Origin of the sequence: Pseudomonas sp. NPDC087814 (assembly GCF_044742865.1) — a bacterium.
Lineage (GTDB): Bacteria > Pseudomonadota > Gammaproteobacteria > Pseudomonadales > Pseudomonadaceae > Aquipseudomonas.
The window spans coordinates 1-24,196 of record NZ_JBIUVK010000003.1 but is presented as its reverse complement, the minus strand read 5'-3'; the positions used below and the strand labels follow the sequence as shown (position 1 = coordinate 24,196).

Genomic DNA, 24,196 nt, shown 5'->3' with positions numbered 1-24,196 from the left:
CCAATTAAGTACGCGTGGCGCCACGGGCGCTGGCGGCGAACTGATCGGGCGGCAGCACGTGCCTGCGCTCCAGCAACCGATAGACCACCCCGGTCAACACCACCCCGAACAGCATCACGCACGCCAGGAAGTACAAGCCCGACGCAAGGTTGCCGGTGTACTCCTTGAGGGCGCCGATCACGAACGGCCCGATGTAGCCGCCGAGGTTGCCCACCGAGTTGATCAAGGCGATGCCCGCCGCTGCACTCGCGCCGGCAAAGAAACGTCCCGGCAAGGTCCAGAACACCGCCGTGCAAGAGAACAGCGCAAACGCCACCAGGCACAGCGCTGCCAGTTGCCACAGCGGCACTGTCAGCCAGGCGCTGAGGAACAGGCCGATGGCGCCCAACACGTAGAGCACGGCAAGATGACCGTAGCGATCATTCAGGCGATCGGAACTGCGCGGGACGATCAGCAAACCGATGATCCCGAAGATGTAGGGCACTGCCGACACGAATCCGGTGGTCAGGTCGCTGCCGCCAAACTGCTTGATCAAGGTCGGCAGCCACAGGCCCAGCCCATAAATGCTCAAGGTCACCGGCAGGTAGAACAGCGCCAGCAGCAACACGCGTTTGTCCTTCAGCGCATGCAGCGGGTTGCCGTGCCGGGTCTGGCCGTAGGCTTGCAGGTCTTTGGCCAGCTCGCCGGTGAGCCAGGCCTTCTCCGCCTGGTCCATCCATTTCACCTGTTGCGGCCCATCCGGCAGGTAGCGCAGCACCGGCCAGGTCAGCAGGATCGCTGGGGTGCCGATGACGATGAACAACCACTGCCAGCCGTGCAGGCCGAGTATCCCGTCCATGCCGAGCAAGCCGCCCGCCACGGGGCCGGTGATCATCATCGCGATGGGTTGGGACAGGATGAACAGCCCGAGGATCTTGCCGCGGTGCCTCACCGGGAACCATTGGGTGATGTAGTAGAGGACACCCGGGAAGAACCCGGCTTCGGCGGCGCCCAGCAGAAAGCGCATCACATAGAAACTGTGGGGGCCCTGGACGAATGCCATGCCGATGGTAATCGCGCCCCAGGTCACCATGATTCGTGCGAACCAGCGCCGCGCGCCGAAACGGTCGAGCATCAGGTTGCTGGGGATTTCCAGCAGGAAGTAGCCAATAAAGAACAGCCCTGCTCCCAGCCCATACGCCGCATCGCCGATGCCGACATCCGCGCCCATGTGCAATTTGGCGAAGCCCACGGCCGAGCGATCCACGTAGGCAATCAGGTACAGCAAGATCAGGAAGGGAATCAGTTTCAGCGTGATGCGACGTATCAGCCGCTGTTCCTGGCTCATGTGAGCGGTCTCCGATTGTTATTTTTATAGAGCGTTTCGGGTCGCCTCTCGCGGAAAACCGCCAGGGCCAGGCCTCGTTGAATCGGACTATATAGTAATACTATTTAATCAACAACACTTCCAAACACCCGAATTTACGCCTATGTTAAGCCGAGAATGGATCAATATAGTCTTACAATAAGAGAGTCAGCCATGTCCGAGAAAAAGCCCGTCCTGCGCTCCGCCAGCTGGTTTGGTACCGCCGATAAAAACGGCTTCATGTACCGCAGCTGGATGAAAAACCAGGGGATTGCCGATCATCAGTTTCACGGCAAACCGATCATCGGGATCTGCAATACCTGGTCGGAGCTGACGCCCTGCAATGCGCACTTCCGCCAGATTGCCGAGCATGTGAAACGCGGCGTGATCGAAGCCGGTGGCTTTCCGGTGGAATTCCCGGTGTTCTCCAACGGCGAATCGAACCTGCGCCCCACCGCGATGCTCACCCGTAACCTGGCCAGCATGGACGTGGAGGAAGCCATTCGCGGCAACCCCATCGACGGCGTGGTGCTGCTGACCGGCTGTGACAAGACCACCCCGGCGCTGCTGATGGGCGCCGCCAGTTGCGACGTGCCGGCGATCGTCGTCACCGGCGGGCCGATGCTCAACGGCAAGCACAAGGGCCAGGACATCGGCTCGGGCACCGTGGTGTGGCAGCTCAGCGAACAGGTCAAGGCGGGCACCATTACCCTCGACGATTTCCTCGCGGCCGAAGGCGGCATGTCCCGCTCGGCGGGCACCTGCAACACCATGGGCACCGCCTCGACCATGGCCTGCATGGCCGAAGCACTCGGCACTTCCCTGCCCCACAACGCGGCGATTCCCGCGGTGGATGCGCGGCGTTATGTACTGGCGCACATGTCCGGCATGCGTGCGGTGGAGATGGTGCGTGAAGACCTGAAGCTGTCGAAGATCCTGACCAAGGAGGCTTTCGAAAACGCGATTCGCGTCAACGCAGCCATCGGCGGCTCGACCAACGCGGTGATTCACCTGAAAGCCATCGCCGGGCGTATCGGCGTCGAGCTCGACCTGGACGACTGGACCCGCATGGGCCGTGGCATGCCGACCATCGTCGACCTGCAGCCGTCCGGGCGCTTCCTGATGGAGGAGTTCTACTACGCTGGCGGCCTGCCGGCGGTGCTGCGCCGCCTCGGTGAGGCCAACCTGATCCCGCACCCGAATGCCTTGACCGTCAACGGCAAGTCCCTCGGCGAAAACACCCGCGAAGCACCGATCTACGGCCAGGACGAAGTGATCCGCACCCTCGACAACCCGATCCGCGCCGACGGCGGCATTTGTGTGCTGCGGGGCAACCTCGCACCACTGGGTGCAGTCCTCAAGCCCTCGGCTGCCAGTGCCGAACTGATGCAGCATCGCGGGCGTGCCGTGGTGTTCGAGAACTTCGACATGTACAAGGCACGGATCAACGACCCGGAACTGGACGTGGATGCCAACTCGATCCTGGTGATGAAAAACTGCGGGCCCAAGGGTTATCCGGGCATGGCGGAAGTCGGCAACATGGGCTTGCCGGCCAAACTGCTGGCCCAGGGCGTGACCGACATGGTGCGCATTTCCGATGCGCGCATGAGCGGCACGGCCTACGGCACCGTGGTGTTGCACGTGGCACCGGAAGCGGCGGCCGGCGGCCCGTTGGCCACGGTCAAGGAAGGCGACTGGATCGAACTCGATTGCGCCAATGGCCGCCTGCACCTGGACATTCCGGACGCCGAACTGGCGGCCCGCATGGCCGACCTTGCGCCGCCCGAGCAGCTGATTGTCGGGGGTTACCGGCAGCTGTACATCGACCACGTATTACAGGCAGACCAGGGCTGCGACTTCGACTTCCTGGTGGGCTGCCGTGGCGCCGAAGTGCCGCGTCATTCCCACTAATTGGGACGGGAGCAATGCTATGATGCCGCGTATTTCGCCAGAGTAGCCTCCCTGTTATGGATCAGCAGCCGACCAAGCCGCGCAAGAGCATGCACGCCCAAATCGTCCAGGACTTGGGCATGCACATCGTTTCCGGGCGCTTCAAGCCGGAAGAACGGTTGCCCATGGAGGCCACCTTGTGCGAGGAGTACAAGGTCAGCCGCTCGGTATTGCGTGAGGCGACTCGGGTGCTGAGCGCCAAGGGCCTGGTGATTTCCAAGCCCAAGGTCGGCGCTGTGGTGCGCCCTCGGGTGCAGTGGCACTTGCTGGACCCGGACGTGCTGACCTGGCTGATGCAGTCGACACCCCACAGCGAGTTTTTCAACACCCTGGCCGGTGTACGCCGGATCCTCGAGCCGGAAATCGCCGCGATGGCCGCGACCACCGCCACCGACGCCGACATCGCCACCATCGAAAAAGCCTACCTCGGCATGGAAACCGCCAATACCCACGACGCGCTGTTACAGGCCGACCTGGACTTCCACCGCGCAATTGCCGATGCGACCCGCAACGACTTGCTGGCCTACATGTGCAACATGCTGTCGCTGCCACTTCGCGAGTCCATCAACATCACCAACCGTCGCCCCGACATCCAGGGCCTCAGCCTGCCCCGGCACAAAGCGATCCTCACCGCGATCAAGAACCGTGACGCCCTCGGCGCGCGGCATGCCTCCCTGGTGCAACTGGACGATACCCGGGTGGCGCTGGACACCGTGATGAACGTGCTGACGCCGCTGTAGCGCCAGGCAACCCACCGTCAAGTCGAGGCCGCCCTTGGATTACTTCGCTGCGTTAACCGCCTTTGTCGAAGCCGCCGAGGGCAATAACTTCTCCCGTGCCGCCGACCGGCTTGGCATCAAGGCTTCCACGGTTTCACGCTACGTGAAGGACCTTGAGCAGGACCTCGGCATCGCCTTGTTCAACCGATCTACCCGTACGCTGCACCTGACCGAGGGTGGCCAGACATTCCTGACGCACGCCCGCCGGGTGCTGGACGAGCTGGAACAAGCCAAGGCGGCCACCTCCGCGCTGAACGAACAGCCACGGGGCGTGCTCAAGCTCAACCTGCCGCCCGCCTTTGCCCGCCACCATATCCTTCCCACCTTGAATGCCTTCCTGGCCCGCTACCCGCAGATCAAGCTGGAACTGGTGCTGGACGACAGCCACGTCAACCTGATTCATGCCGGCGCGGACCTGGCGATCCGCATTGGCACCCTGGCGGATTCCACGTTGAAGGCACGCAAGATCTGCGATGAGCGCTACCGGCTGGTGGCCAGCCCGGCGTTTTGCCGGGAGTATCCGGCGCCGGTCAACCCTGCCGACCTGGCTGCCATGCCGGCGATCCTGGGAGCGGCTGACAGCGCATTTGCCAACGGGCGTGAGGTGTCACCGCTGGTGCATAAAGACAGCATCCGGATCAACGACCTGGACGCACAATTGATCGCCGCACAACAGGGCCTGGGATTTGCCTTGCTGCCCGACTGGCTGGTAGCCAAACCCATTCAAACCGGCGAGTTGCTGGTGTGGTTGCCTGAGTGGGATATCCGCATCGCAGGCCGTGAATCGGCGGTGTGGTTCGTGTATCCACCCAAGCGCATCGTGTCTTCCAAAGTGCGGTGCTTCATCGACTTTATCGTCGAGCAGATGGGCGAATCACCGCACTGGAAACGTTTCAACTGAAGCGGATATCCAGCGACCGCAGATAGGTTTGCAGCCCGGCGTCCTGGATCGGAATCAGGAAGGCTTCCGTGTCGGACTCATTGAAGTGGGCATGCCAGTAACCTGGCGGCGTCACGAACGCCAGGCCCGGCGACCAGTCGACCCGCACCGGGTTGCGGATCTGCCCATCGGCGTCCAGTTCGGTGCCCACGAGCGAATAGCAGCCCTTGGGGCAATCAATGATGAAATCCAGCGCAATCGACTGGTGTCGGTGGGGCTTCTGAATCGAGCCGGCGGGCAGAATCCCATACATCGCCCACAGCACATGCGTCACGGTACGGGTCTGCGGGAAGTTGCGATTGCCCAGCAGGATGCTGATACGGCTACGGTCCTGGGCGCGGGGATCATCGGCCGCTTCCCGCAGTTTTGCGTTGGCCAGCTCCGCGGGATACAGCGTCGGCACGAAGCGATCGGCACTGCGGGTCACGCCCAGGTAACGCAACAGCGGCTCATCGTGGACGTAATACAGGCGCGCATCCTCTGATGCGCTGAACTGCGCTTGCTGCAGACCTGGCAGCGCAATGAAGCAGCCTTTGGTCCAGTCGATGCGGTGCGCGCCCTGAACCACACTGCCCTGCCCGGCGATGACATAAAACACCTGTGAGGTGGCGTTGGGGTGCAGTTCCAGCGTATCGCCGGCGTTCAGGCGAATGAAGTTCGCACACAGCCCCGGACCGGTGGCCGGACCTTCGCAACCCAAGGCATCGCTGAGGTCCAGCGGCACTACCCGAGAGGGCCCACTGTCGTACAGCGAGGCCGGGAAGCTGTGATAGGGAATGCGCGTGATCAGGTTGGCGCTGATGGGATTGGCAGCCTTGCTGTATTCAAAGTATTCGGCATCGAGCAGGTGCTGCAGTTGGGTATCGGCCACGTCAGGCTTGAATTCGCTATTCATTATGATCACCTCAATCTACGACTGGATTTCGCATGCCCCGTGGGGCGTTGCGACGGTGACAGAACTATAGGCACTGTACGGCAGTGGATTAACCCCCCAAGTCGCACAGCAGTTGTGCGACCAGGGGCAGGTAAATTGTTAAAAGTAGTACTTGGCGACCAACTCATACTCATCCTGCCCCGTATAGTCGCCTTGCTTGTTCCTGGCCATATCGAACTTCCTCTCCAGGCCAATCGCCAAAGTGTCATGCAAGGTGATCAGGGCAAAACCGGCCACCGAGTAGCCGCTGCGCCCTGAGCTGTTCTTGTCCGAGAACAGGTTGATCCCGCCATACGCCTTGAAGAATCCCAGCTCGCCCATTTCCGGAAACGAATAGCTGCTGTAAGACTCCAGTGCCTTAGCCTCGCGATAACCACTGGCGGTGGGCGCTGATGCATTCAGGTTGCGGTACTCGCCGTAAACCACCGCGTGATACCAGGGCGCATTGGTGTAGGTCACCCCCGACAACCAGCCTTCGACATTCGGGTGCCGAGTGTTGAGTTGAGCGTGGCCGTCCAGTGAACGCTCGCTCATTTCGGTGTAGCCGTAGGCCAGGCGCAATGACCAATGATCCGCCGGGCGCCAGACAGTACCCACCTGGTACAGCGCATTGCGGGAGCTGTCGACGAATTTGCCGGCGCCCACGCTGCTGGGGTTGACGGAGTTGTGTACCGGGCCGGTGCCCAGGCCATACATCACGCCAAATTCGAAATCGTCGCTTCTTACCCGGTAATACAGGGTTTTGTTCGGCCGGGAGAAGCCCAGCAACTGGTTGCCGCCATACCCATTGAACGTGCCCTGCCCTTTAGTGCCGTAGCCCAAATACCAGTCGGTGATCGAACCCACCATGTCGAAGGTCAGGGACTTTTGCTGACCGTAGCTCAGTTGCCCCCAGCGCGCATTGCGCACGAACACATACTGGAAACGCTTGGTCTGGGCGGCGGTGCCGTCGTAGTAGAACGGGTCGTAGGCCCATTCCTGACGCATGCCCACGGCCCACTGCGAGTCGAGCTGGTGGGTGTAGATCATGTTGATGCGGTGGCCGATGCTGCCGGTGTGACGGCCCTGGATGTAGACCTTGTCGTTTGACGCGAAAATGCCCTGGGCGTGCAGCTCCAACCGATCGCTGTCGGTCTTGATCAGATCGATGGCCATGGCTGGCTGCACGCTGCACAGCGCCAGGAAGCACGCCAGGATAAAACGATGACGCACGCAAAAGCCTTGTCCAGTTGGACGAACAGAGAAATTCATCGGTGAAAGCTCCCGCTGCGCCACCAGGCAATGGCGCAGACGTTCAAGAGGTAGGTGACGCTAAAGCCTGGATATTTTTATTTTTATGGGGTGTAACGGTCAGAACGAGACGACGTGGCTGGCCCTCACGTTGTCCGACGCACTGGCGAGTTTCAAGGTGCGCTGGCCTCGCGGCAGCTCCCAGGATTGGGTCTTCACCGCCCAATACTGGAGCTTGCGCAGCGGCACGGTGATGGACACCGCCCGAGTCTCCCCGGCCTTGAGGCTGACCCGATCAAACCCGACCAGGGTCTGCGGCGCGAACTCGGCACCTTCGACCTTGTGTTGCGGTGCACTCAGGTACAGCTGCGGTACTTCATCCCCCGCAACGCCACCACTGTTGGTCAGTTTGAAATCAACCTTGAGGTCGCCATTGCCCAGGCGATAGGTTTGCAGCGCGCTGTAATCGAAGCGGCTATAGGACAACCCATAACCGAATGGGAACAGCGGTGCCTTATGCTGCGACTCAAACCAGCGGTAGCCGATATTGACGCCCTCGGTGTAACTGACCACGCCATCCAGTTGCTGGCCACGCTCGGGGTACTTGGGATCGGTGGCGGGATAGTCCTGCAGGCTGCGGGCCCAGGTAAACGGCAGGCGGCCTGCAGGGTTGCTGCGGCCGGTGAGGATGTTCGCAGTCGCAGGGCCGCCTTCATCACCTGTCCACCACATCTGCACCAGGCCCTTGACCTTGTCCAGCCATGGCATCGCGACCGGGCTGCTGGTGTTGAGCACCACTACGAGATTGGGATTGATCGCGGCGATTTCTTCGATCAGTTTGTCCTGGTCGCCCGGCAAACCAAACTGTGGGTCGGTACGCGCCCAGGCAAAAAATACGACCTTCTTCGCGCTGCGGGCAGCAGCCAGCGCCTGCGCCCGGTTGGCTTCGCGCATGGCAGGCGTGACCCACGCCAGGCGTACTTGAACCGGTTCACCAGACGTGTCGTTATAGGTGCTGACTTCAATCAGATGTTCGCCACGGCTGAGCTTGACCATCCGCCGCACGTTGTTGAGGCCATCGGTGGTTGGCATCAGGGCATCCTGCCCCGGATGCACCACATCACCGTGCAGGGCGTTTTTCAACGAGCTGCTTTCACCGATGATTTTCCCGTCGACCTTCAGCACGGCACCGGCGCCAAGCATGTGCAGGTTGAGGTTGTAGTCGCCTTCCTGATCGATGGTCAGGTGGGTTTTCCAGCTTGGCAAGGTGTTTGCCGCCAGGGCATTCGCGCCAGTGAACTGCAGTTGTTGGTCACGCTGGTTCTGCCCCTCCTCGACTCTAACCCAACCTGGCTTGCCATCGAACGAAACCCGGTCTGCCGGAATCACGACGCCGGTCATGTCATTGGCCACCGTCACGCTAATCGCGGCATTCGGTTCGATTGCCTTTAGTGCAGTGGCCGGCCCGACTTGTAGCTGCGGCATGCCGATCGCGTGCTCGGCTGAAACTCCCAGCGCAACGGGCTGGACAGCGCCCGGGCCGATCATCGCTATGCCCGTGAGGTCGTCCTTCGATAGCGGCAGTACGTTGTCCTGGTTTTTCAGCAGCACCGCCGAATGCTCACTGGTGCGGCGCACGATGGCGGACAACCCGGCAACCATCGGGGTCGACTGTGGCTGGTGGCTGCCCTTGTCCAACAGGCCGAAACGCTCCATCTGCCCGAGCACGCGCCTGGCGGCCGTGTCGATGTCCTGTTCCCTGACGGTTTTATCCCGCAGGGCTTCAAACAGGTTGCTCGGCTTCTCGTCGTTGGGGAATTGCCCCAGCAGCACGTTTGGCCGCTGGCCGACCATCCACTCCTCCGGCATGGGCCGAGCGAAGACCTTTTTCATGCTGCCCATGGACGTGTGCAGCGCAGGCTGTTGCTGCTCGGTGTCGTCGTAGTAGGAACGCATGATGTCCCAGAATGGGTGCTGTTCATCGATGCGCCCGGGCATCTCCATGTCCATGCCCCGCTTGATGTATTGCGCACTGTGCACGCCGCCCCAGTCAGAGGTGACAAAGCCCTTGAAGCCCATCTGCTTGCGCAGCACCTGTTCCAGCAATTGTTCGTTGCCGCAGGCGAATTCGCCGTTGAGCTTGTTGTAGGAGCACATGATTGACGCTACGCCGGCGTCAACGGCGTCCTGGAACGGAGCCAGGTACACCTCGTGCAGGGCTTGCTCGGGGATGCTCACGTCAAAGCCGGTCATGTCGTAGCCGACCAGGTGCTTGGCTTGCGCCATCACGCCCTGGCCCTGGATGCCCTTGATCAATTCAGCGCCCATGCTGCCGGTCAGGAGCGGGTCTTCGCCATAGGTGTTCCAGCCGCGCCGAAAGCCCGAGTCGCGGAACATGTTGATGAAGGGCTCCAGCGCCACGTCGATGCCCAGGCGCTTTGCTTCCTCGCCAATCACCGTGCCGTTATCAAAGGCATCCTGTTTGCTGAAGGTGGCGGCAAGGCCCATGGTCGAGGTGGGAATGATCGAGGCCTTGCGGGTCAGGATACCGGGTGGCCCGTCTGCCATGCGCAGGGCCGGCACGCCGAGGCGCGGTACGCCCGGCAGGTAGCCGGCCTGACCCTGGTTGGTAGCATCCGCTTCGGTCATGCCGCGGATCAGGTTGAACTTGTCGTCAAGGGTCATCTTTTTCAGCAGGGCATCCACCCGGGCCTCATCGGTTTCCCTGGCCATGGACGGCCCCGCCAGGGTTGAACACAACACCGCCGCTGCCAGCGTCGACAGTCGGAAAAAACCAGGGCATACGCGCCCGTACCGCGTTATTGAGGTAGTCATGAAAAGCTCCGTTACTTCTGGGTTAACGTTGAGTGGGTTCTTTGACAAGCGCCAGGCCCAGCAGGGAAACCAGCCCGCACACAATCAGGTAGAACGCCGGGGCGCTGGGGTTGCCGGTAAGTGAGATCAGCAGCGTGCAGAAGAACTGCGCAAAGCCGCCGAAAATGATGCTGGCCAGGGCGTAGGTCACCGAGAGGCCTGTCGCCCGGACCTGAGCGGGGAAAATTTCCGCAAGCAACACCAGCGAAGGCACGGTATTGCACACCAGCAACGCCGCCAGGGTACTCGCTACAATCACCAGCGCGGGCAAAGTAGGCGAGTGCTGCAACAGCACGAACGCCGGGTAGATCAACAGCAACAAGGCCAGCCGCGACCAGAAAATCATGCGCTTGCGCCCCCAGCGATCACAGGCTCGGCCGGAAGCCACCGCCAGCGCCACTTGCACGGCACCCGCTGCGCAGCCGGTCCAGATCCCGGCAGACAGCGGCAGGTGTAACTGCGCCACGGCAAAATTCGAGAGGTAATGCAGGATTACATAGGAGCCCGAAGTGCCGCCGATGGCGATCAGGATTCCGGCGGCCAACGCACGTTTATGCTCGCCCCAGCTCAAGCGATGGCTGACGTCGTGCTTCACCTGGTCACTTTCCTGCAGGTGCCGGCGCATATACGAGCCCACCGGGATCACCAGCAGCCCGATCACAAATGGCAGACGCCAGCCCCAGGCCATGACTTGTTCCTCGGTCAGGGTGTAGTTCACGCTCAGGCCCACCACTGCACCGAGCAACACGCTCAGGCCTTGGCTGAAGAATTGCCAACTGGTGAAGTAACCTCGTTCGTGGCTGTCGGCTTTTTCCATCAGGTAAGTCGTCGACGCGCCGACCTCGCCGCCAATCGCGAAGCCTTGCAGCAGTCGGGCAAACACGATCAGCAAGGGCGCGGCGATACCTATCTGGCCATAAGTGGGCGTCAGCACAAAAATCAGCGAACCGATGGCCATCAGCCAAAGGGTCAATATCATCGCGGCCTTGCGCCCTACCCGGTCGGCATACTGGCCGAGCAAAATGCTGCCCAACGGGCGCATGAAAAAACCGATGCCATAGGTGGCGAACGCCAGCAGCAGCTGGTTTGAGCCTTCCATGGGAAAGAACTGCTTGCCGATCACCGTGGCGAAAAAGCTGTAGACCGTGAAGTCGTAGAACTCCAGGCCATTGCCGATGGTGACGGCGGCGATGTTGTTTTTCCTGCCGGGCTGGGCCGGTGCCGATGTGCGCACAGACACGGCGGACGCTTCAGTTGAAGTAGTTTCCATGATCGGGTCCGGGCCTCAATTGACAGCAGCAGTGTGCTTGAGCATTTTTTCCACCAGCTTGACCCAGTAGGACGCGCCGACCAAAAGGCACTGGTCGTTGAAGTCGAATTTGGGATGGTGACACATGACGTTCTCCGCACTGTCGCCATTGCCGATGATCAGGTAGGAGCCCGGGCATTTCGCCAACATAAAGGCGAAGTCTTCGCTGCCTGTGAGCGGGCGCATATTCTCGATCAGGCCGTCTTCCCCGCACCATTCCAGAGCTGCACTGCGGGCCAGTTCCGTCTCCGCCTCATCATTGACCAGTACCGGGTAACGCCGGTTGTAATGCACGTCTGCGTTGCCGCCGTAACTCTGTGCGATGTGCTGCGCCAGGGTAGTAATGCGGGTTTGCAGCAGGTCGCGAGTGTCGGCTCGCAATGACCGAACGCTGACCAGCAGCTTGGCGGATGCCGGGATCACATTTGCAGCGGAACCTGCATGAATAGAGCCAACGCTGACGATTGCGGTGTCCAGTGGGTCGATATTGCGCGATACCACACTTTGCAGGCACAAGGTCAAAGTAGCCGCGATCACTACCGGATCCACTGTCTTGTGGGGCACTGCTCCATGCCCTCCCACGCCGTTCAGGGTGATCGTCGCCGTGTCGGATGAGGCCATGAACGGCCCGGCGAGAAAGCCCAGCTTGCCCTGGGGGAAGCCCGGCATATTGTGCATGGCGAAGATCGCATCGCACGGAAACAGCTCAAACAAACCCTGTTCGACCATTTCACGGGCGCCGCCCAAGCCTTCTTCCGCCGGCTGGAAGATCACGTTCAGGGTGCCGCTGAAGCGTCGGGTGTTGGCCAAGACTTTGGCCGCTGCCAGCAGTGTGGCGGTGTGACCATCATGGCCGCAGGCGTGCATTTTGCCGGGCTGGGTGCTAGCGTATTCCAGGCCCGTCTCCTCGGCAATCGGCAGCGCGTCCATGTCGGCCCGCAAGCCTATGCGCGCGCCGTCACCGTTGCGCAATTGCCCTACTACGCCGGTGCCGGCCAGGCCGCGATGCACCTCGAAGCCCCATTCCTCAAGTTTTTGCGCCACCAGGTCACTGGTTGCAAACTCCTCGAAGCCCAATTCCGGATGAGCGTGGATAGCGCGCCTGATGGCTATCATCTCGTCCTGAATCTGTTCGATCTCTGCCAGAATCTTCATTTTTGTTGTCTCCTCAGACCCGATATGGGCTTGATTCTGACCCGTATTGACAGAATGAAAAGACAACCTTTAGGCTCGATGACAACATTTAGTTGTCATCAGGGGCAGCATGAAAACCAACCAGTTCACCGCTTTGGTGGCGGTCGCCGAAACCGGGAGCATCCGCAGCGCGGCCAAATCCGTCGGCCTGACCCAGGCCGCAATCACCCGCACCTTGCGTGATCTGGAGCAGCAACAAGGGGTGGAATTGCTGGAGCGCACCCACACCGGCGTGCGTTTTACCGAGGCTGGCAAAAGCCTGCTGCACCACGCGCGCCTGATACTCAGCGAGATTGAAAAGGCCAAGGCCGACCTGAACCTGATTCGCAGCGGGCAGGCCGAACGCCTGCGTATTGCCGTCTCGCCGTTTATCAACTTCAGCTTTCTGCCGGAATGCCTGAGCCTCTACCAGCAAGAGTACCCCCACGTATTCCTCGAGGTGTTCGAGGGGCTGCACGGCATTTCGGTGCCGCAGCTTCGGGACGGCTATCTGGATTTCGCGGTGATCCAGGCCAGTAATTTCATTACCGAAAACGAGTTCTCCATCGAACCGCTGTTTTCTTATCAGGCCCATGTGGTGGGGCGTAAAGACCATCCGCTACGGCACTCCAGTTCCATTGATGAACTGAATGCCATGAAGTGGCTGGCGAACTACCCGCCTTCGCTGCACAACACGTTTATCAGCGATCTGAACCGGGAGTTTCGCCTGTCACCCCCGCCCAGTCATGTGGTGAGCGTGCACTCGGCGGGGATTTTGCTGCCGGTGCTGTTGCAGACGGACTCGCTGACTGTATTGCCTGACTTATTGCTCAAATCCGCGTGTTTTGCCGATGCGGTTGCGCCGTTGAGTGCGTTCAAAGGCTCCAAATCAAGGATCCTCGGCGTGGTCAGCCGCCGGGGTAACGTGCGCAGCAAAGCTGCAACTGCCTTCATCGGTGTGTTGAAGCAGGTCATCAAGCAACACGCCAGGAATCCCGGTTCACGGTTCAGCGAGAGGCTGTCGCCGAAGGATTTGTTCTTTTGAGTGACCTCTTAACAAGCGATTAATCCGCCTAAAAATTTCTTAATTCCTCCCCGACATACTCCGCCTCAGCCCTCCCTCTGAGAACACACCTATGTCTCCCATCGAAGCTAAATCGCCGCCCGTGAACGCGTTGACCTCGTTTGTCGGGACACTGTGCCTGGCCAGCCTGTCGCTGCTGCCCGGCATCACCCTCGCGGCGCCAGAAAGCGACAAGGCATTTGGCTGGGGACTGGGCCTGGGGGCCGCCGTGACAAATTCCCCCTACCGCGGCCATGACAACGACAGCCAACTCTTGCCGGCGGTGTCCTATGAAAATCGCTGGATCAGCGTGATGGGCCCTGGTATCGACTTCAAGATTCCCAGCGACAGCGCGCTGTCCTTTCGTTTGCAGGCCCGGTACGGGCTGGGTGAAGGCTATGACGCCTCCGATTCCGAGGACCTGGACGGCATGCGTGACCGTGATCCCGGCATCTGGCTGGGGGGCAAGGCCATCTGGCAGAGCCCGGTCGCGCAGTTTTCCGCGCAATGGGCAGGCGATGCGTCAGGCAACAGTGACGGGCAAATCATCCGGCTGGCCGTCGAGCGACGCTTTACCGCGGGAAGCTTCGACTTCACCCCGCGCCTGGCAGCGGTGCACCTGGATGAAGATTACGTCGCTTACTACTACGGTGTACGCGCCCGCGAAGCCACGGCGACGCGTCGGGCCTACACCGGTGACGCCACCGTCAATATCGAGGCAGGGGTACGCGTTGGTTATCAGCTGGAGGCCAACCAGCACGTCTATCTGGACCTGAGCGCCACACGCCTGGGCAGTGAGATTGAAGACAGCCCGATCGTGGACCGATCCACCCTCGGTTCGGCACGGCTTTGGTACATGTACCGTTTTTGACTGACATGGCCGTCGCGGGCCCTGCCTGCGGCGGCTTTACGGTGCTTGCTCACGCCCACGGAGGCCCCATGAAATCACTCGGGACGCTGTTGTTGTCCTGCATCGCCGGCTGCGCCGAGCTGCCGGCCAGCCCTGTATCGCCGGTGCCGGCGAGTTTTGCCAACTACCGCCAGCAAACCCTCTTGCTGCTTGAACGTGACCGACGCTTCCAGGGCACGGACCATGCCCTGGAACTGGCCTGGAACGCCCCTCGCGAATGGCTGCCTGAACACCCCAACGGCAAGGGGATTCTGCTGGTTCACGGCCTGGGGGACTCACCGGGCTCGTTCATTGATATCGCACCACAACTCGCCGGCCAGGGTTATCGGGTGCGCACGCTGTTGCTGCCCGGGCACGGGACTCAACCCGCCGACATGCTGGGCGTCGATATCACCGACTGGCAACACAGCGTGGCGCGGCAAGTGGCGTTGCTGCGCCAGGACGCCGACGAGGTGTACCTGGGCGGTCTCTCCACCGGGGCCAACCTGGTGCTGGAATACGCCATGGACGACCCGGCCATCGCTGGCCTGCTGCTGTTTTCGCCCGCGTTCAAGGCCCGCCTGCCCTTCGATTGGTTGTTACCGTGGCTGTCCAGGGTCAAGCCCTGGTTGCGCCAGCCCGACGGCCCTGCCCCCCAGCAGACGCCGTTGCGCTACCAGAACGTACCCACCAACGGCTTTGCCCAGTTCTACCTCACCAGTACCGTCGTGCGCAGCAGGCTGGCGATGCAGACCTATGACCGGCCAGTGCTGATCGTCAGCGCCGCCCATGATTCGGTGGTGGATGTGGGGTTTGTGCGGGAGACGTTCAGTCAGCGCTTTCCGAACCCGGCATCCCGGATGATCTGGTATGGCGACCTGGTTGCCGGGCAGCGCCACCCTAGGATGCTGGTGCGCAGTGATCAGTTTCCCGCCGAACACATCAGCCAGTTTTCCCATATGAGTGTGCTGTTCTCGCCGGACAACCCCCAGTACGGTCGACAAGGCAAACAGCCGATGTGTTCCAACGGGCAGAACGCCGACGGCTACCGCCAATGCCTGGCGGGGGCCGCTGTGTGGTATTCCGATTGGGGCTATCGGGAAGCAGGCAAGGTGCATGCCCGCCTCACGTACAACCCTTATTTTGAATGGCAGGCCCAGGTTATGGCGCAGGTGCTGGAGGCGGCACAACCCCAGGAAAATACACGCTGATGGACAATCCCTTGCCGGCCAGGCCGCTGCTGGTGATGAGGCTTGCGTGGTGCCCTTGAACGATATTTTTCACCAGCGACAGGCCGATCCCGCTGCCCTGCCCGCCATTGCCGGGAACGCGGTAAAAGCGCTCGAAGATCGACTCCCTCTCGGCGGCCGCCACCCCCGGCCCGTCATCGGCGACTTGCAGGCAAGGCCCCTGGGGCGATGGGCCACAACTGATTTTTACGTGGTCGCCTGGCGCGGTGTAGCGCAGGGCATTGTCGATCAGGTTGCGCAGCAAAATGCCCATGGCGTCGACATCGCAGTCGATCAGGCACGGTTGGGTCTCCACCAGCAGCGTGCGCTGCGCCTGCGCGGCCTGCACCTCAAATTCATCGGTGACATAGCCGATGAGTTCGCTCAAATCGACCTGGGTGCGATGGGGTTTGTGCACCGCCTCCAGGCTCGCCAGGTCCAGCAATTGCTCAGACAAACGCGAGCTGCGCGCCACCACGGCCAGCAGCTTGTGCAAGGTCGCGTCCTTTTCAGGCCAGGGTCGTGGCCCGCAGGGCAATTTGCGCATGGGCCTGCAAGGCCGAGAGCGGCGTGCGTAACTCATGGGCCGCATTGGCGATAAAACGCCGTTCACCTTCCAGTGCCTGGTCGAGTTGGCGCAGCAAGTGATTGAACCCCTCCACCAGCGGGCGCAGCTCGACGGGCAGCGCGCCCACCCACAACGGCGTAAGGTCAAAACGATGCCTGCCCCGCAGGGCATTTTCGATCACCAGTACCGGCCGTAGCGCACGCCGCAACACCTGCCACATCAACAGCCCTACCAGCGCCAGCAGCGATGAGGCGATACATAGCGCCACGAAGGCTTTTCGACGCATGTCCGCGCTGATCACACTGTGCAGGTAGCCGACCTGGACCGTCAGTTGCCGGTTGCTGTCGGAAATTGAATAGACCCGCCACTTGCGCCCATCGATCATCGGGCTCGAAAAGCCGTCCAGGAAACTCCCCTGCAACGCCGTCGACGGAGCGCCCGGCGCACCGGCCAGCAAACGGTCGTGGCGCGCCCACACCTGGTACGTCAACAACCCGGCTTCGGCCAGCCCGGCGCTGCGTAGTTGCGGGCTGGCGTCCTTGCCCGGGAGCTGCTCATTGTTCTGCGGTCAATGTTCCAGCTGTTTTGCCGTGCGCCATCGCAAATGGCTTCGGCCAGCATGGCGTCGTCTTCCACCAACAATAAATACACAGCAGGCCCTCGTGTGCTGCTTGGAATGGGGCAACACAATCCACACATACGGGATGATGAGCAAGGGCCAGAACCATAGACCGATTTTTTTAAGAAAGTATTAAAACGGAGGGAGTTGATCGGTTCACGTGCTGTCGCGCCAATAAAAGCGCCGGCAATTAGTTGTGGAAGTTAATAGAAAACAAAGTACTCGCCGTACTTTTTATAAACCCAACACTAAATAAATTTACATGGGGTATTTATAAAAAATCCGCCGCAGAGCCTGCGGCGGCAAACCAAAGGTTTTTGTCGAAGCAGAGCGGCTAAGACAGGCTCAAAGTTACACCAGCCTGCCGCCTGAAAAAGTGAATATTAATTAATCGAGTTTAAGATCCCTTCACTGGTTCTTTAACACAATTCGGTTAAAAATCGCCCGTCGCACACGGGCCAGCAATGCCCGCCAGGGTGGTGCCCGGCTAAAACTACAAGACGCGAAACCCGGCTTCAACGCCAGCCTTAATAACGCCTGCCGAAAAGTTATATACGCCATAAAAAATAAGGTCGTGCACCTGTGCACGCAACTTTTAGCGATTAATTAATCCGGGGAAGTCATTACCATGGTTAAACAGTGGAACCTATTAGCGCTGGTCATATCTACCAGCCTGAGCCAAGTAGCCTTGGCAGACACAGTAACGGATCAGGCCGCCGCCACGGGGTTTGTCGATGGCAGTAGCCTCACCGGGGTCGCGCGCAACTATTACTTGAACCGTAACCGGGAAGAAGGCCGGGCCGACCAGCGCGACTGGACCCAAGGGGTCATGGCCAATTACATCTCCGGCTTCACTCAGGGCACCATCGGGTTTGGCGTCGACGCCTATGCCTACGGCGGGCTGAAACTCGACTCCCAGCGCAAATACGCGAACACCGGCAACCTGCCCCTTGATCGCAACGGCGACCCTCAGGACGCCTACGGCTCGTTGGGGGGAGCGATAAAGCTGCGGATCTCCAAGACGCAGCTCAAGTACGGTGAAATGCAGCCCACCGCGCCAGTGTTTGCCGTCGGGGGTGTCGGGCTGCTTGACCAGACCGCCACCGGCTTTGACCTGACCAGCAACGAAATTGCCGGCCTGAACCTTGAAGCCGGCCACTTCACCGCGACCAACAGCGGCGATACCACCAACCATGAGCACGATATCTTTGCCACCTACGCCAACGTGGCGACCAAAAGTGCCAGTTTTGTCGGTGGCAAATACACCTTCACCCCGGACTTGAGCGCCACGGTGTATGCCGGCGAGTTGCAGGACGTGTGACGCCAGTACTACACCAACCTCAATTACGTGATGCCGCTGAGCAATGGCCAATCCGTGACCCTGGACGGCAACCTGTACCGCACACTGGATACCGGGAGTGCCAACGCAGGCACGATCAACACCACGGCGTACTCGCTGGCGGCGGCCTATTCGTTCCTGCAGGTCCACACGCTGACGCTGTCGTTCCAGAAGATCGATGGCAACGAGCCGTTCGACTACATCGGCGCGGGTGACAACGGTGCCGCCGCGGCCGGCGACTCGATCCTGCTGGCCAACTCGGTGCAATGGTCCGACTTCAACGGCCCTGGCGAAGCCTCCTGGGCCCTGCGGTACAACTTGAACATGGCGACCTACGGTGTGCCGGGGCCTAGCTTTATGAGCCGCTACATCAACGGTTCCGACATTGACGGCAGCCACACCCCGGCCAACAGTGCCTACCTCGGCGCCTACGGCAACGGCGCCAAGGAGCACGAAACCGACGTGGAAGTGAAGTACGTGGTGCAGAGCGGGCCGGCGAAAAACCTCGCGTTCCGCCTGCGCCAGGCCTACCACACCGGCAGTTCCGAGTCGGGCAGTGGCGGCGACGTCAACGATACGCGCCTGATCGTCAACTACCCGTTCAACATCCTGTAAGCCCTTCCCGGGACGTGCCAGCGACACAGGTCGCTGGCACGCTGAACAGCTATTTGGGTTGGCAGTTCTGCGGGAGGCGTTAAACTGCGCGGCCTCACTCTGCAGCAAAACGAGACCTTCATGGCCAACCACGACCTCGCGTTCACCCCCGACCTCGATCCGGACTCCATCTCTTCCGACGTCATCGGCTTCAACGGCATCCTCGTCTCCACGCAAATCCCTACCCGCGCCGACGGCAGCCTGGAGCTTGGCGACATCACCCTGCAAAGCGAATGCACCCTGCAAGCCCTGAAAGTGGCCCTGGAACGCGCCGGCAGCTCGATTGACCGGGTCATGCACCTGACCATCTATCTGACGGACATGGCCGACCGCGCCGCCTTCAACGAAGTCTACAAACGCTATTTCGCCAAGCCCTGGCCAGTGCGCGCAGCGGTTGGCGTGGCCGCCCTGGCGGTGGAAGGCATGCGGGTTGAAGTCACGGCGATGGCCGCCAAGGGTTGATGGGATGCCTGGCGGGCATTTCACAGCTACAATGCCCGCCTCCGTGACAAGCCTGACTAAAAAAACTATGTCCTTGCCCAAGCATCACCTGGAATTGCTCAGCCCTGCCCGCGATGTTGCCATCGCCCGCGAGGCCATCTTGCATGGCGCCGACGCCGTGTACATCGGCGGCCCGAGTTTCGGCGCGCGCCATAACGCCTGCAACGACGTGAGCGATATCGCGCAGTTGGTGGAGTTCGCCCGGCGCTACCACGCGCGGGTGTTCACCACCATCAACACGATCCTGCACGACAACGAGCTGGAGCCGGCGCGCAAGCTGATCCACCAGCTCTACGATGCCGGCGTCGACGCGCTGATCGTCCAGGACCTGGGGGTGATGGAGCTGGATATCCCGCCCATCGAACTGCATGCCAGCACCCAGACCGACATCCGCACCCTGGGCCGGGCCAAGTTCCTCGACCAGGCCGGTTTTTCGCAGCTGGTGTTGGCCCGTGAGCTGAACCTGCAGGAAATCCGTGCGATTGCCGATGAAACCGATGCCGCCATCGAGTTCTTTATCCACGGTGCGTTGTGCGTGGCCTTCTCCGGCCAGTGCAACATCTCCCACGCCCAGAATGGCCGCAGCGCCAACCGTGGCGATTGCTCCCAGGCCTGCCGCCTGCCCTACACCTTGAAAGATGACCAGGGCCGTGTGGTTGCCTTTGAAAAGCACCTGTTGTCGATGAAAGACAACAACCAGAGCGCCAACCTGCGCGCCCTGGTGGATGCCGGCGTGCGTTCGTTCAAGATCGAAGGCCGCTACAAGGACATGGGCTATGTGAAGAACATCACCGCCTATTACCGTCAGCGCCTGGACGAGATTCTCGAAGACCGTCCGGACCTGGCCCGCGCTTCCAGCGGCCGCACCGCGCATTTCTTCCTGCCGGACCCGGAAAAGACCTTCCATCGTGGCAGCACCGACTACTTCGTCACCGACCGCAAGGTCGACATCGGCGCCTTCGACACCCCAACCTTTACCGGCCTGCCGGTGGGTGTGGTGGAAAAAGCCGGCAAGCGTGACTTGCAAGTGGTCACCCATGAGCCGCTGTCCAACGGCGACGGCCTCAATGTGCTGATCAAGCGTGAAGTGGTAGGTTTCCGCGCGAACATCGCCGAGCCAAAAGGTGAGTTCGAAGAAGACGGCGAGAAGCGCTATCGCTACCGCGTCGAACCCAATGAAATGCCGGCAGGCTTGCACCAACTGCGCCCGAATCATCCGTTGAACCGCAACCTGGACCATAACTGGCAGCAGGCTTTGCTGAAGACTTCCGCCGAGCGCCGTATTGGTGTGTCCTGGGCGGCTCGCCTGCAGGAAGACCGCCTGGAACTGACCGTCACCAGCGAAGAAGGCATCAGCGCCAGCGTTGCCCTGCCCGGCCCGTTTGGCGTGGCCAACAAGCCGGAACAGGCGCTCGAAACCCTGCGCGACCTGCTGGGCCAACTGGGCACCACCCAGTACCACGCCACTGCGATCGAGCTGGATGCGCCGCAGGCGTTCTTCATCCCGAACTCGCAGCTCAAGGCCCTGCGCCGTGAAGTGATCGAGGCGCTGACCGAGGCGCGTATCCAGGCCCATCCACGGGGCGGCCGCAAGGCAGAAACCACGCCGCCGCCGGTGTATCCGGAATCGCACCTGTCGTTCCTGGCCAACGTCTACAACCAGAAGGCCCGCGACTTCTATCACCGCCATGGTGTGCAACTGATCGACGCGGCGTACGAAGCCCACGAAGAAACCGGCGAAGTGCCGGTGATGATCACCAAGCACTGCCTGCGGTTCTCGTTCAACCTCTGCCCCAAACAGGCCAAGGGTGTGACGGGGGTGAAGACCAAGGTTGCGCCGATGCAGTTGATCCACGGCGACGAAGTACTGACGCTGAAGTTCGACTGCAAGCCTTGCGAGATGCACGTGATCGGCAAGATTAAGGGCCACATCCTCGGCCTGCCGCAACCGGGCAGCGTGGTGGGTTATATCAGCCCGGATGACCTGCTCAAGACCATCCCGCGCGGCGCACATTGAGTCGCCGGTGAGCGTCATGCTACGGCGTGACGCTCATCACTGTTTTCGAACGCCACCACCAACCCCGCTGCAATCCCGCCGCCGCCAGCAAAATCGCCGCCACGCCCAGCCATTGCAACCAGCCCAGGCGATGCCCAAAGGCAATCCAGTCGACAAAGATTGCCGCAATCGGGTAGATAAACGACAGCGCCCCGGTGATTGCCGTCGGCAACTTCTGGATCGCGCCGTACAGCAACACGTACATCAAGCCGGTATGCACAACGCCCAGGGTCAGCAATGCCGCCCAGGCATCCATCGATGCAGACAGGCTGTGCCACTGCATCAGCGGTGCCAGCAGCAAGGCGCCCGTGGTCACCTGGATCAACGCCATCAAATGCGGCGGCACCTCCTTCAAGCGCTTGATGATCAGGGCGGCAATCGCGTACAAAAGCGCCGCGCCCATCGCCAATGCCACGCCCACCAGATAGTCGTCCCCGGTATTTGACTGATCGCCATGGGCAGTGACAATCGCCAGCATTCCCACGAACGCCACGCTCAGCCAGGCGAGCTTCTGCACGGTGATTTTCTCGCCCAGGAACACTGCCGCCAGCAACACCAGCATGAACGGCTGCACGTTATACACCGCTGTACTGATGGAAATGGATGCCCTGGCGTAGGACTCGAACAGCAGCAACCAATTCCCCACGATCGCCACGCCGCTGAGCATCGCCAGCCCGAGTTTGGTGTAGTCCAGCAAGTCCAGGCGCAGATAGCCGAGCAGCCAGCACACCACCAGCAACGTCAGCGCGCCGATCACGCAGCGCCAGAACACCACTTCGACCACTGGCACTCCCGACACCAGCACGAACCAGCCGATGGTGCCGGATATGAGCATGGCGGCGACCATTTCCCATGAACCGCGACGTATGGATTTGTCCATGATTGAGCTCCTCAAGTGAGGCTCAATTATGGCAATCTGGCCTGTAGCGACTCCATATTCTAAATAAGGCGAACCTTTCATTTCGCCTATTCTTATTAGGCAAACCTGAGCAATCGCTTTCGGAGCGACCATGATTGACAGCATTGACCAGCAACTGATCGCCGCGCTGATGGACGATTCGCGCCTGTCCCTCAAGGCCTTGGCGGGTATCACCGGCCTGTCCTCCCCCAGCGTCGGCGAGCGGCTGCGGCGCCTGGAAGAGCGTGGCGTGTTGAAGAACTACACCGTGGACATTGACCCCAAGCATTTTGGCTATCTGCTGCAAGCCATCGTGCGCATTCGCCCTTTGCCCGGGAAACTGCAGGAGGTGGAGCGCCAGATCCAGGCGATCCCCGAGTTCACCGAGTGCGACAAGGTGACCGGCGATGACTGCTTCATCGCACGCCTGCATGTGCGCACCATGGACCAACTCGACACACTGCTGGATAAGCTCAACGCTTACGCCGAAACCAACACCGCCATCGTCAAGAAAACCCCGGTAAAGCGCCGATTGCCACCACTGAGTGATTCATGATTCTGAGTCACTGATGCAGTGACGGGATCGCTATTCTGTCAATCCAGGGCGGTGTTTATGCTTGATCCACACATTGGAACAACAGGCGTAAACACCATGTATGTCATCACCGGAATCACAGGCAAAGTCGGCGGCGCCCTCGCGCGCTTTCTCCTCAACGATCGTCAACCCGTGCGCGCAGTCATTCGCGATGCGGGCAAAGGCGCCGTATGGGCCGCCCTTGGTTGCGAGGTCGCCATCGCCAATATGGACGACGCTGCGGCCCTCACTGAAGCATTCAAGGGTGCCACCGGCGTGTTCATCCTGCCGCCTTCGGATTTCGACCCGGAGCCGGGTTTTCCCGAGGCGCGCAAGGTGATTGCCGCCGTCGCTCAGGCCATTGAAGCGGCGGCCCCGCAGAAAGTTGTTTGCCTGTCGACCATTGGCGCCCAGGCCGAACACCTGAACCTGCTGACCCAACGCACCTTGATGGAACAGGCGCTGAGCGCGTTGAACGTGCCGGTGACCTTTTTGCGTCCGGGCTGGTTCATGGAAAACACCGCCTACGACGTAATCACGGCCCGTGAACACGGAGTGATCCACAGCTTCCTGCAACCGCTGGATAAGACCGTACCGATGATCGCCACCGCCGACGTCGGCCGCCTCGCTGCGCAATTGTTGCAGCAACACTGGAGCGGGCGTCGGGTAGTTGAGCTGGAAGGCCAATGGGTCAGCCCGAACGACATCGCTCGCACGTTGACCGAAGTGCTTGGTCGTGGTGTGACAGCACAGGTGGTGCCTCGCGATGCGTGGGAGCCGATGTTTCGTGAGCAAGGCGCGCAGAATCCAATGCCGCGCATGCGCATGATTGATGGGTTTAACGAAGGTTGGATCTGCTTTGAGCAGGCGGACGTGGTTAAGGGTGAGACCACATTGCTCAAGGTGCTGCGGGAGTTGGCTGCAAAAACCTGATGCCATGCCTGCAAGCCAGCTCAGTGATTGGGTACATATCCGTTATTTGGGTAACGGCGGCGTATGGTTTCGCTCTTACAGCGAGTCACTTTGCAAAAGCGGCAAAGTCCACCAAACGGCATTGCTCCGCGGGCCGCCGCTCCGCAATACCTGCGTTCGGCCTCGGGCTTATTGGGGCAGTCAGATCAAAATCAAAAGCAAGAGCACAGCGGCCTCCCGGCCGGCTTGAGTGTTAAAAGCAAAGACCAGAGCGAAAGCAGATCTGCTTTTCTGTGGGAGCGGGCTTGCTCGCGAAAAACCTGAGAGCGCCGCGTTCATTCAGAATGCCCGCGTCATCGT

General features: G+C 60.8%; 19 protein-coding genes and 1 pseudogene. 11 read left to right on the top strand and 9 right to left on the bottom strand.

Annotated features, from left to right (window positions below; translation table 11 throughout):
• Positions 1-4: 4 nt before the first annotated feature.
• On the bottom strand, positions 5-1,327 hold the full coding sequence (locus ACIOMR_RS03585) for an MFS transporter (protein ID WP_087693837.1): 1,323 nt from the start codon (positions 1,325-1,327) through the stop codon (positions 5-7).
• Between the two features lie 192 nt (positions 1,328-1,519).
• Between ACIOMR_RS03585 and ACIOMR_RS03580 the strand changes: the two genes are divergently transcribed.
• Genes ACIOMR_RS03580 through ACIOMR_RS03570 form a run of 3 tightly spaced genes read left to right on the top strand, consistent with a single transcriptional unit; the run spans position 1,520 to position 4,975 of the window.
• Positions 1,520-3,256, top strand: coding sequence for an IlvD/Edd family dehydratase (locus ACIOMR_RS03580; protein ID WP_008433338.1), 1,737 nt, complete (start codon positions 1,520-1,522; stop codon positions 3,254-3,256).
• Between the two features lie 56 nt (positions 3,257-3,312).
• Entirely contained in the window at positions 3,313-4,035 is a 723-nt protein-coding gene (locus ACIOMR_RS03575; protein WP_008433336.1) for a FadR/GntR family transcriptional regulator, read from the top strand.
• Positions 4,036-4,069: 34 nt separating this feature from the next.
• Positions 4,070-4,975: a LysR substrate-binding domain-containing protein gene (locus tag ACIOMR_RS03570; protein WP_401192247.1), complete on the top strand. Its 906-nt coding sequence runs from the start codon at positions 4,070-4,072 to the stop codon at positions 4,973-4,975.
• On the opposite strand, the gene ACIOMR_RS03565 is transcribed toward ACIOMR_RS03570, so the two are convergent.
• The 5 genes from ACIOMR_RS03565 to ACIOMR_RS03545 form a co-directional block, all read right to left on the bottom strand.
• Positions 4,968-5,909, bottom strand: coding sequence for a cupin (locus tag ACIOMR_RS03565; RefSeq protein ID WP_401192244.1), 942 nt, complete (start codon positions 5,907-5,909; stop codon positions 4,968-4,970). The two genes, ACIOMR_RS03570 and ACIOMR_RS03565, sit on opposite strands and share 8 nt — an antisense overlap.
• A 138-nt stretch (positions 5,910-6,047) precedes the next feature.
• The gene (locus ACIOMR_RS03560) at positions 6,048-7,160 is read right to left on the bottom strand and encodes a porin (RefSeq protein ID WP_102369092.1); all 1,113 of its coding nucleotides are present in this window, start codon (positions 7,158-7,160) and stop codon (positions 6,048-6,050) included.
• 138 nt (positions 7,161-7,298) lie between these two features.
• Complete coding sequence (locus ACIOMR_RS03555) at positions 7,299-10,013, bottom strand: beta-glucosidase (RefSeq protein WP_023658844.1); 2,715 nt, start codon at positions 10,011-10,013, stop codon at positions 7,299-7,301.
• A gap of 22 nt (positions 10,014-10,035) precedes the next feature.
• Positions 10,036-11,322, bottom strand: a complete 1,287-nt coding sequence (locus tag ACIOMR_RS03550; RefSeq protein ID WP_023658845.1) for an MFS transporter — start codon at positions 11,320-11,322, stop codon at positions 10,036-10,038.
• 15 nt (positions 11,323-11,337) lie between these two features.
• Positions 11,338-12,516 (bottom strand): M20 aminoacylase family protein, encoded by a 1,179-nt coding sequence (locus tag ACIOMR_RS03545; RefSeq protein ID WP_003217783.1) that lies wholly within the window; start codon positions 12,514-12,516, stop codon positions 11,338-11,340.
• A gap of 109 nt (positions 12,517-12,625) precedes the next feature.
• Between ACIOMR_RS03545 and ACIOMR_RS03540 the strand changes: the two genes are divergently transcribed.
• The 3 genes from ACIOMR_RS03540 to ACIOMR_RS03530 all read left to right on the top strand — a co-directional run bounded on the left by ACIOMR_RS03540 (position 12,626) and on the right by ACIOMR_RS03530 (position 15,697).
• Positions 12,626-13,579, top strand: coding sequence for a LysR family transcriptional regulator (locus tag ACIOMR_RS03540; RefSeq protein ID WP_003217786.1), 954 nt, complete (start codon positions 12,626-12,628; stop codon positions 13,577-13,579).
• A gap of 91 nt (positions 13,580-13,670) precedes the next feature.
• Positions 13,671-14,468 carry a MipA/OmpV family protein gene (locus ACIOMR_RS03535; protein ID WP_003217787.1) on the top strand — a complete coding sequence of 266 codons (798 nt, stop codon included), beginning with the start codon at positions 13,671-13,673 and terminating at the stop codon, positions 14,466-14,468.
• A gap of 68 nt (positions 14,469-14,536) precedes the next feature.
• On the top strand, positions 14,537-15,697 hold the full coding sequence (locus tag ACIOMR_RS03530; protein ID WP_401192238.1) for an alpha/beta hydrolase: 1,161 nt from the start codon (positions 14,537-14,539) through the stop codon (positions 15,695-15,697).
• On the opposite strand, the gene ACIOMR_RS03525 is transcribed toward ACIOMR_RS03530, so the two are convergent.
• Positions 15,648-16,211 carry a sensor histidine kinase gene (locus tag ACIOMR_RS03525; RefSeq protein ID WP_401192235.1) on the bottom strand — a complete coding sequence of 188 codons (564 nt, stop codon included), beginning with the start codon at positions 16,209-16,211 and terminating at the stop codon, positions 15,648-15,650. The genes ACIOMR_RS03530 and ACIOMR_RS03525 overlap by 50 nt on opposite strands.
• 13 nt (positions 16,212-16,224) lie before the next feature.
• Positions 16,225-16,776, bottom strand: coding sequence for a histidine kinase dimerization/phospho-acceptor domain-containing protein (locus ACIOMR_RS03520; RefSeq protein ID WP_401192232.1), 552 nt, complete (start codon positions 16,774-16,776; stop codon positions 16,225-16,227).
• A gap of 754 nt (positions 16,777-17,530) precedes the next feature.
• On the opposite strand from ACIOMR_RS03520, the pseudogene ACIOMR_RS03515 reads away from it, so the two are divergent.
• From ACIOMR_RS03515 to ACIOMR_RS03505, 3 genes and pseudogenes are all read left to right on the top strand, one after another.
• Positions 17,531-18,856 (top strand): annotated as a pseudogene (locus ACIOMR_RS03515) (OprD family porin).
• 120 nt (positions 18,857-18,976) lie between these two features.
• Positions 18,977-19,357: a RidA family protein gene (locus ACIOMR_RS03510; RefSeq protein ID WP_003217799.1), complete on the top strand. Its 381-nt coding sequence runs from the start codon at positions 18,977-18,979 to the stop codon at positions 19,355-19,357.
• Between the two features lie 67 nt (positions 19,358-19,424).
• Positions 19,425-21,413 (top strand): U32 family peptidase, encoded by a 1,989-nt coding sequence (locus ACIOMR_RS03505; protein WP_102369094.1) that lies wholly within the window; start codon positions 19,425-19,427, stop codon positions 21,411-21,413.
• A 19-nt stretch (positions 21,414-21,432) separates the two neighbouring features.
• On the opposite strand, the gene ACIOMR_RS03500 is transcribed toward ACIOMR_RS03505, so the two are convergent.
• Positions 21,433-22,332, bottom strand: coding sequence for a DMT family transporter (locus ACIOMR_RS03500; RefSeq protein ID WP_401192227.1), 900 nt, complete (start codon positions 22,330-22,332; stop codon positions 21,433-21,435).
• Between the two features lie 130 nt (positions 22,333-22,462).
• Between ACIOMR_RS03500 and ACIOMR_RS03495 the strand changes: the two genes are divergently transcribed.
• Positions 22,463-22,906 (top strand): Lrp/AsnC family transcriptional regulator, encoded by a 444-nt coding sequence (locus ACIOMR_RS03495; RefSeq protein WP_003217805.1) that lies wholly within the window; start codon positions 22,463-22,465, stop codon positions 22,904-22,906.
• A gap of 96 nt (positions 22,907-23,002) precedes the next feature.
• The gene (locus tag ACIOMR_RS03490; protein WP_003217807.1) at positions 23,003-23,857 is read left to right on the top strand and encodes an NmrA family NAD(P)-binding protein; all 855 of its coding nucleotides are present in this window, start codon (positions 23,003-23,005) and stop codon (positions 23,855-23,857) included.
• Positions 23,858-24,196: the final 339 nt, after the last annotated feature.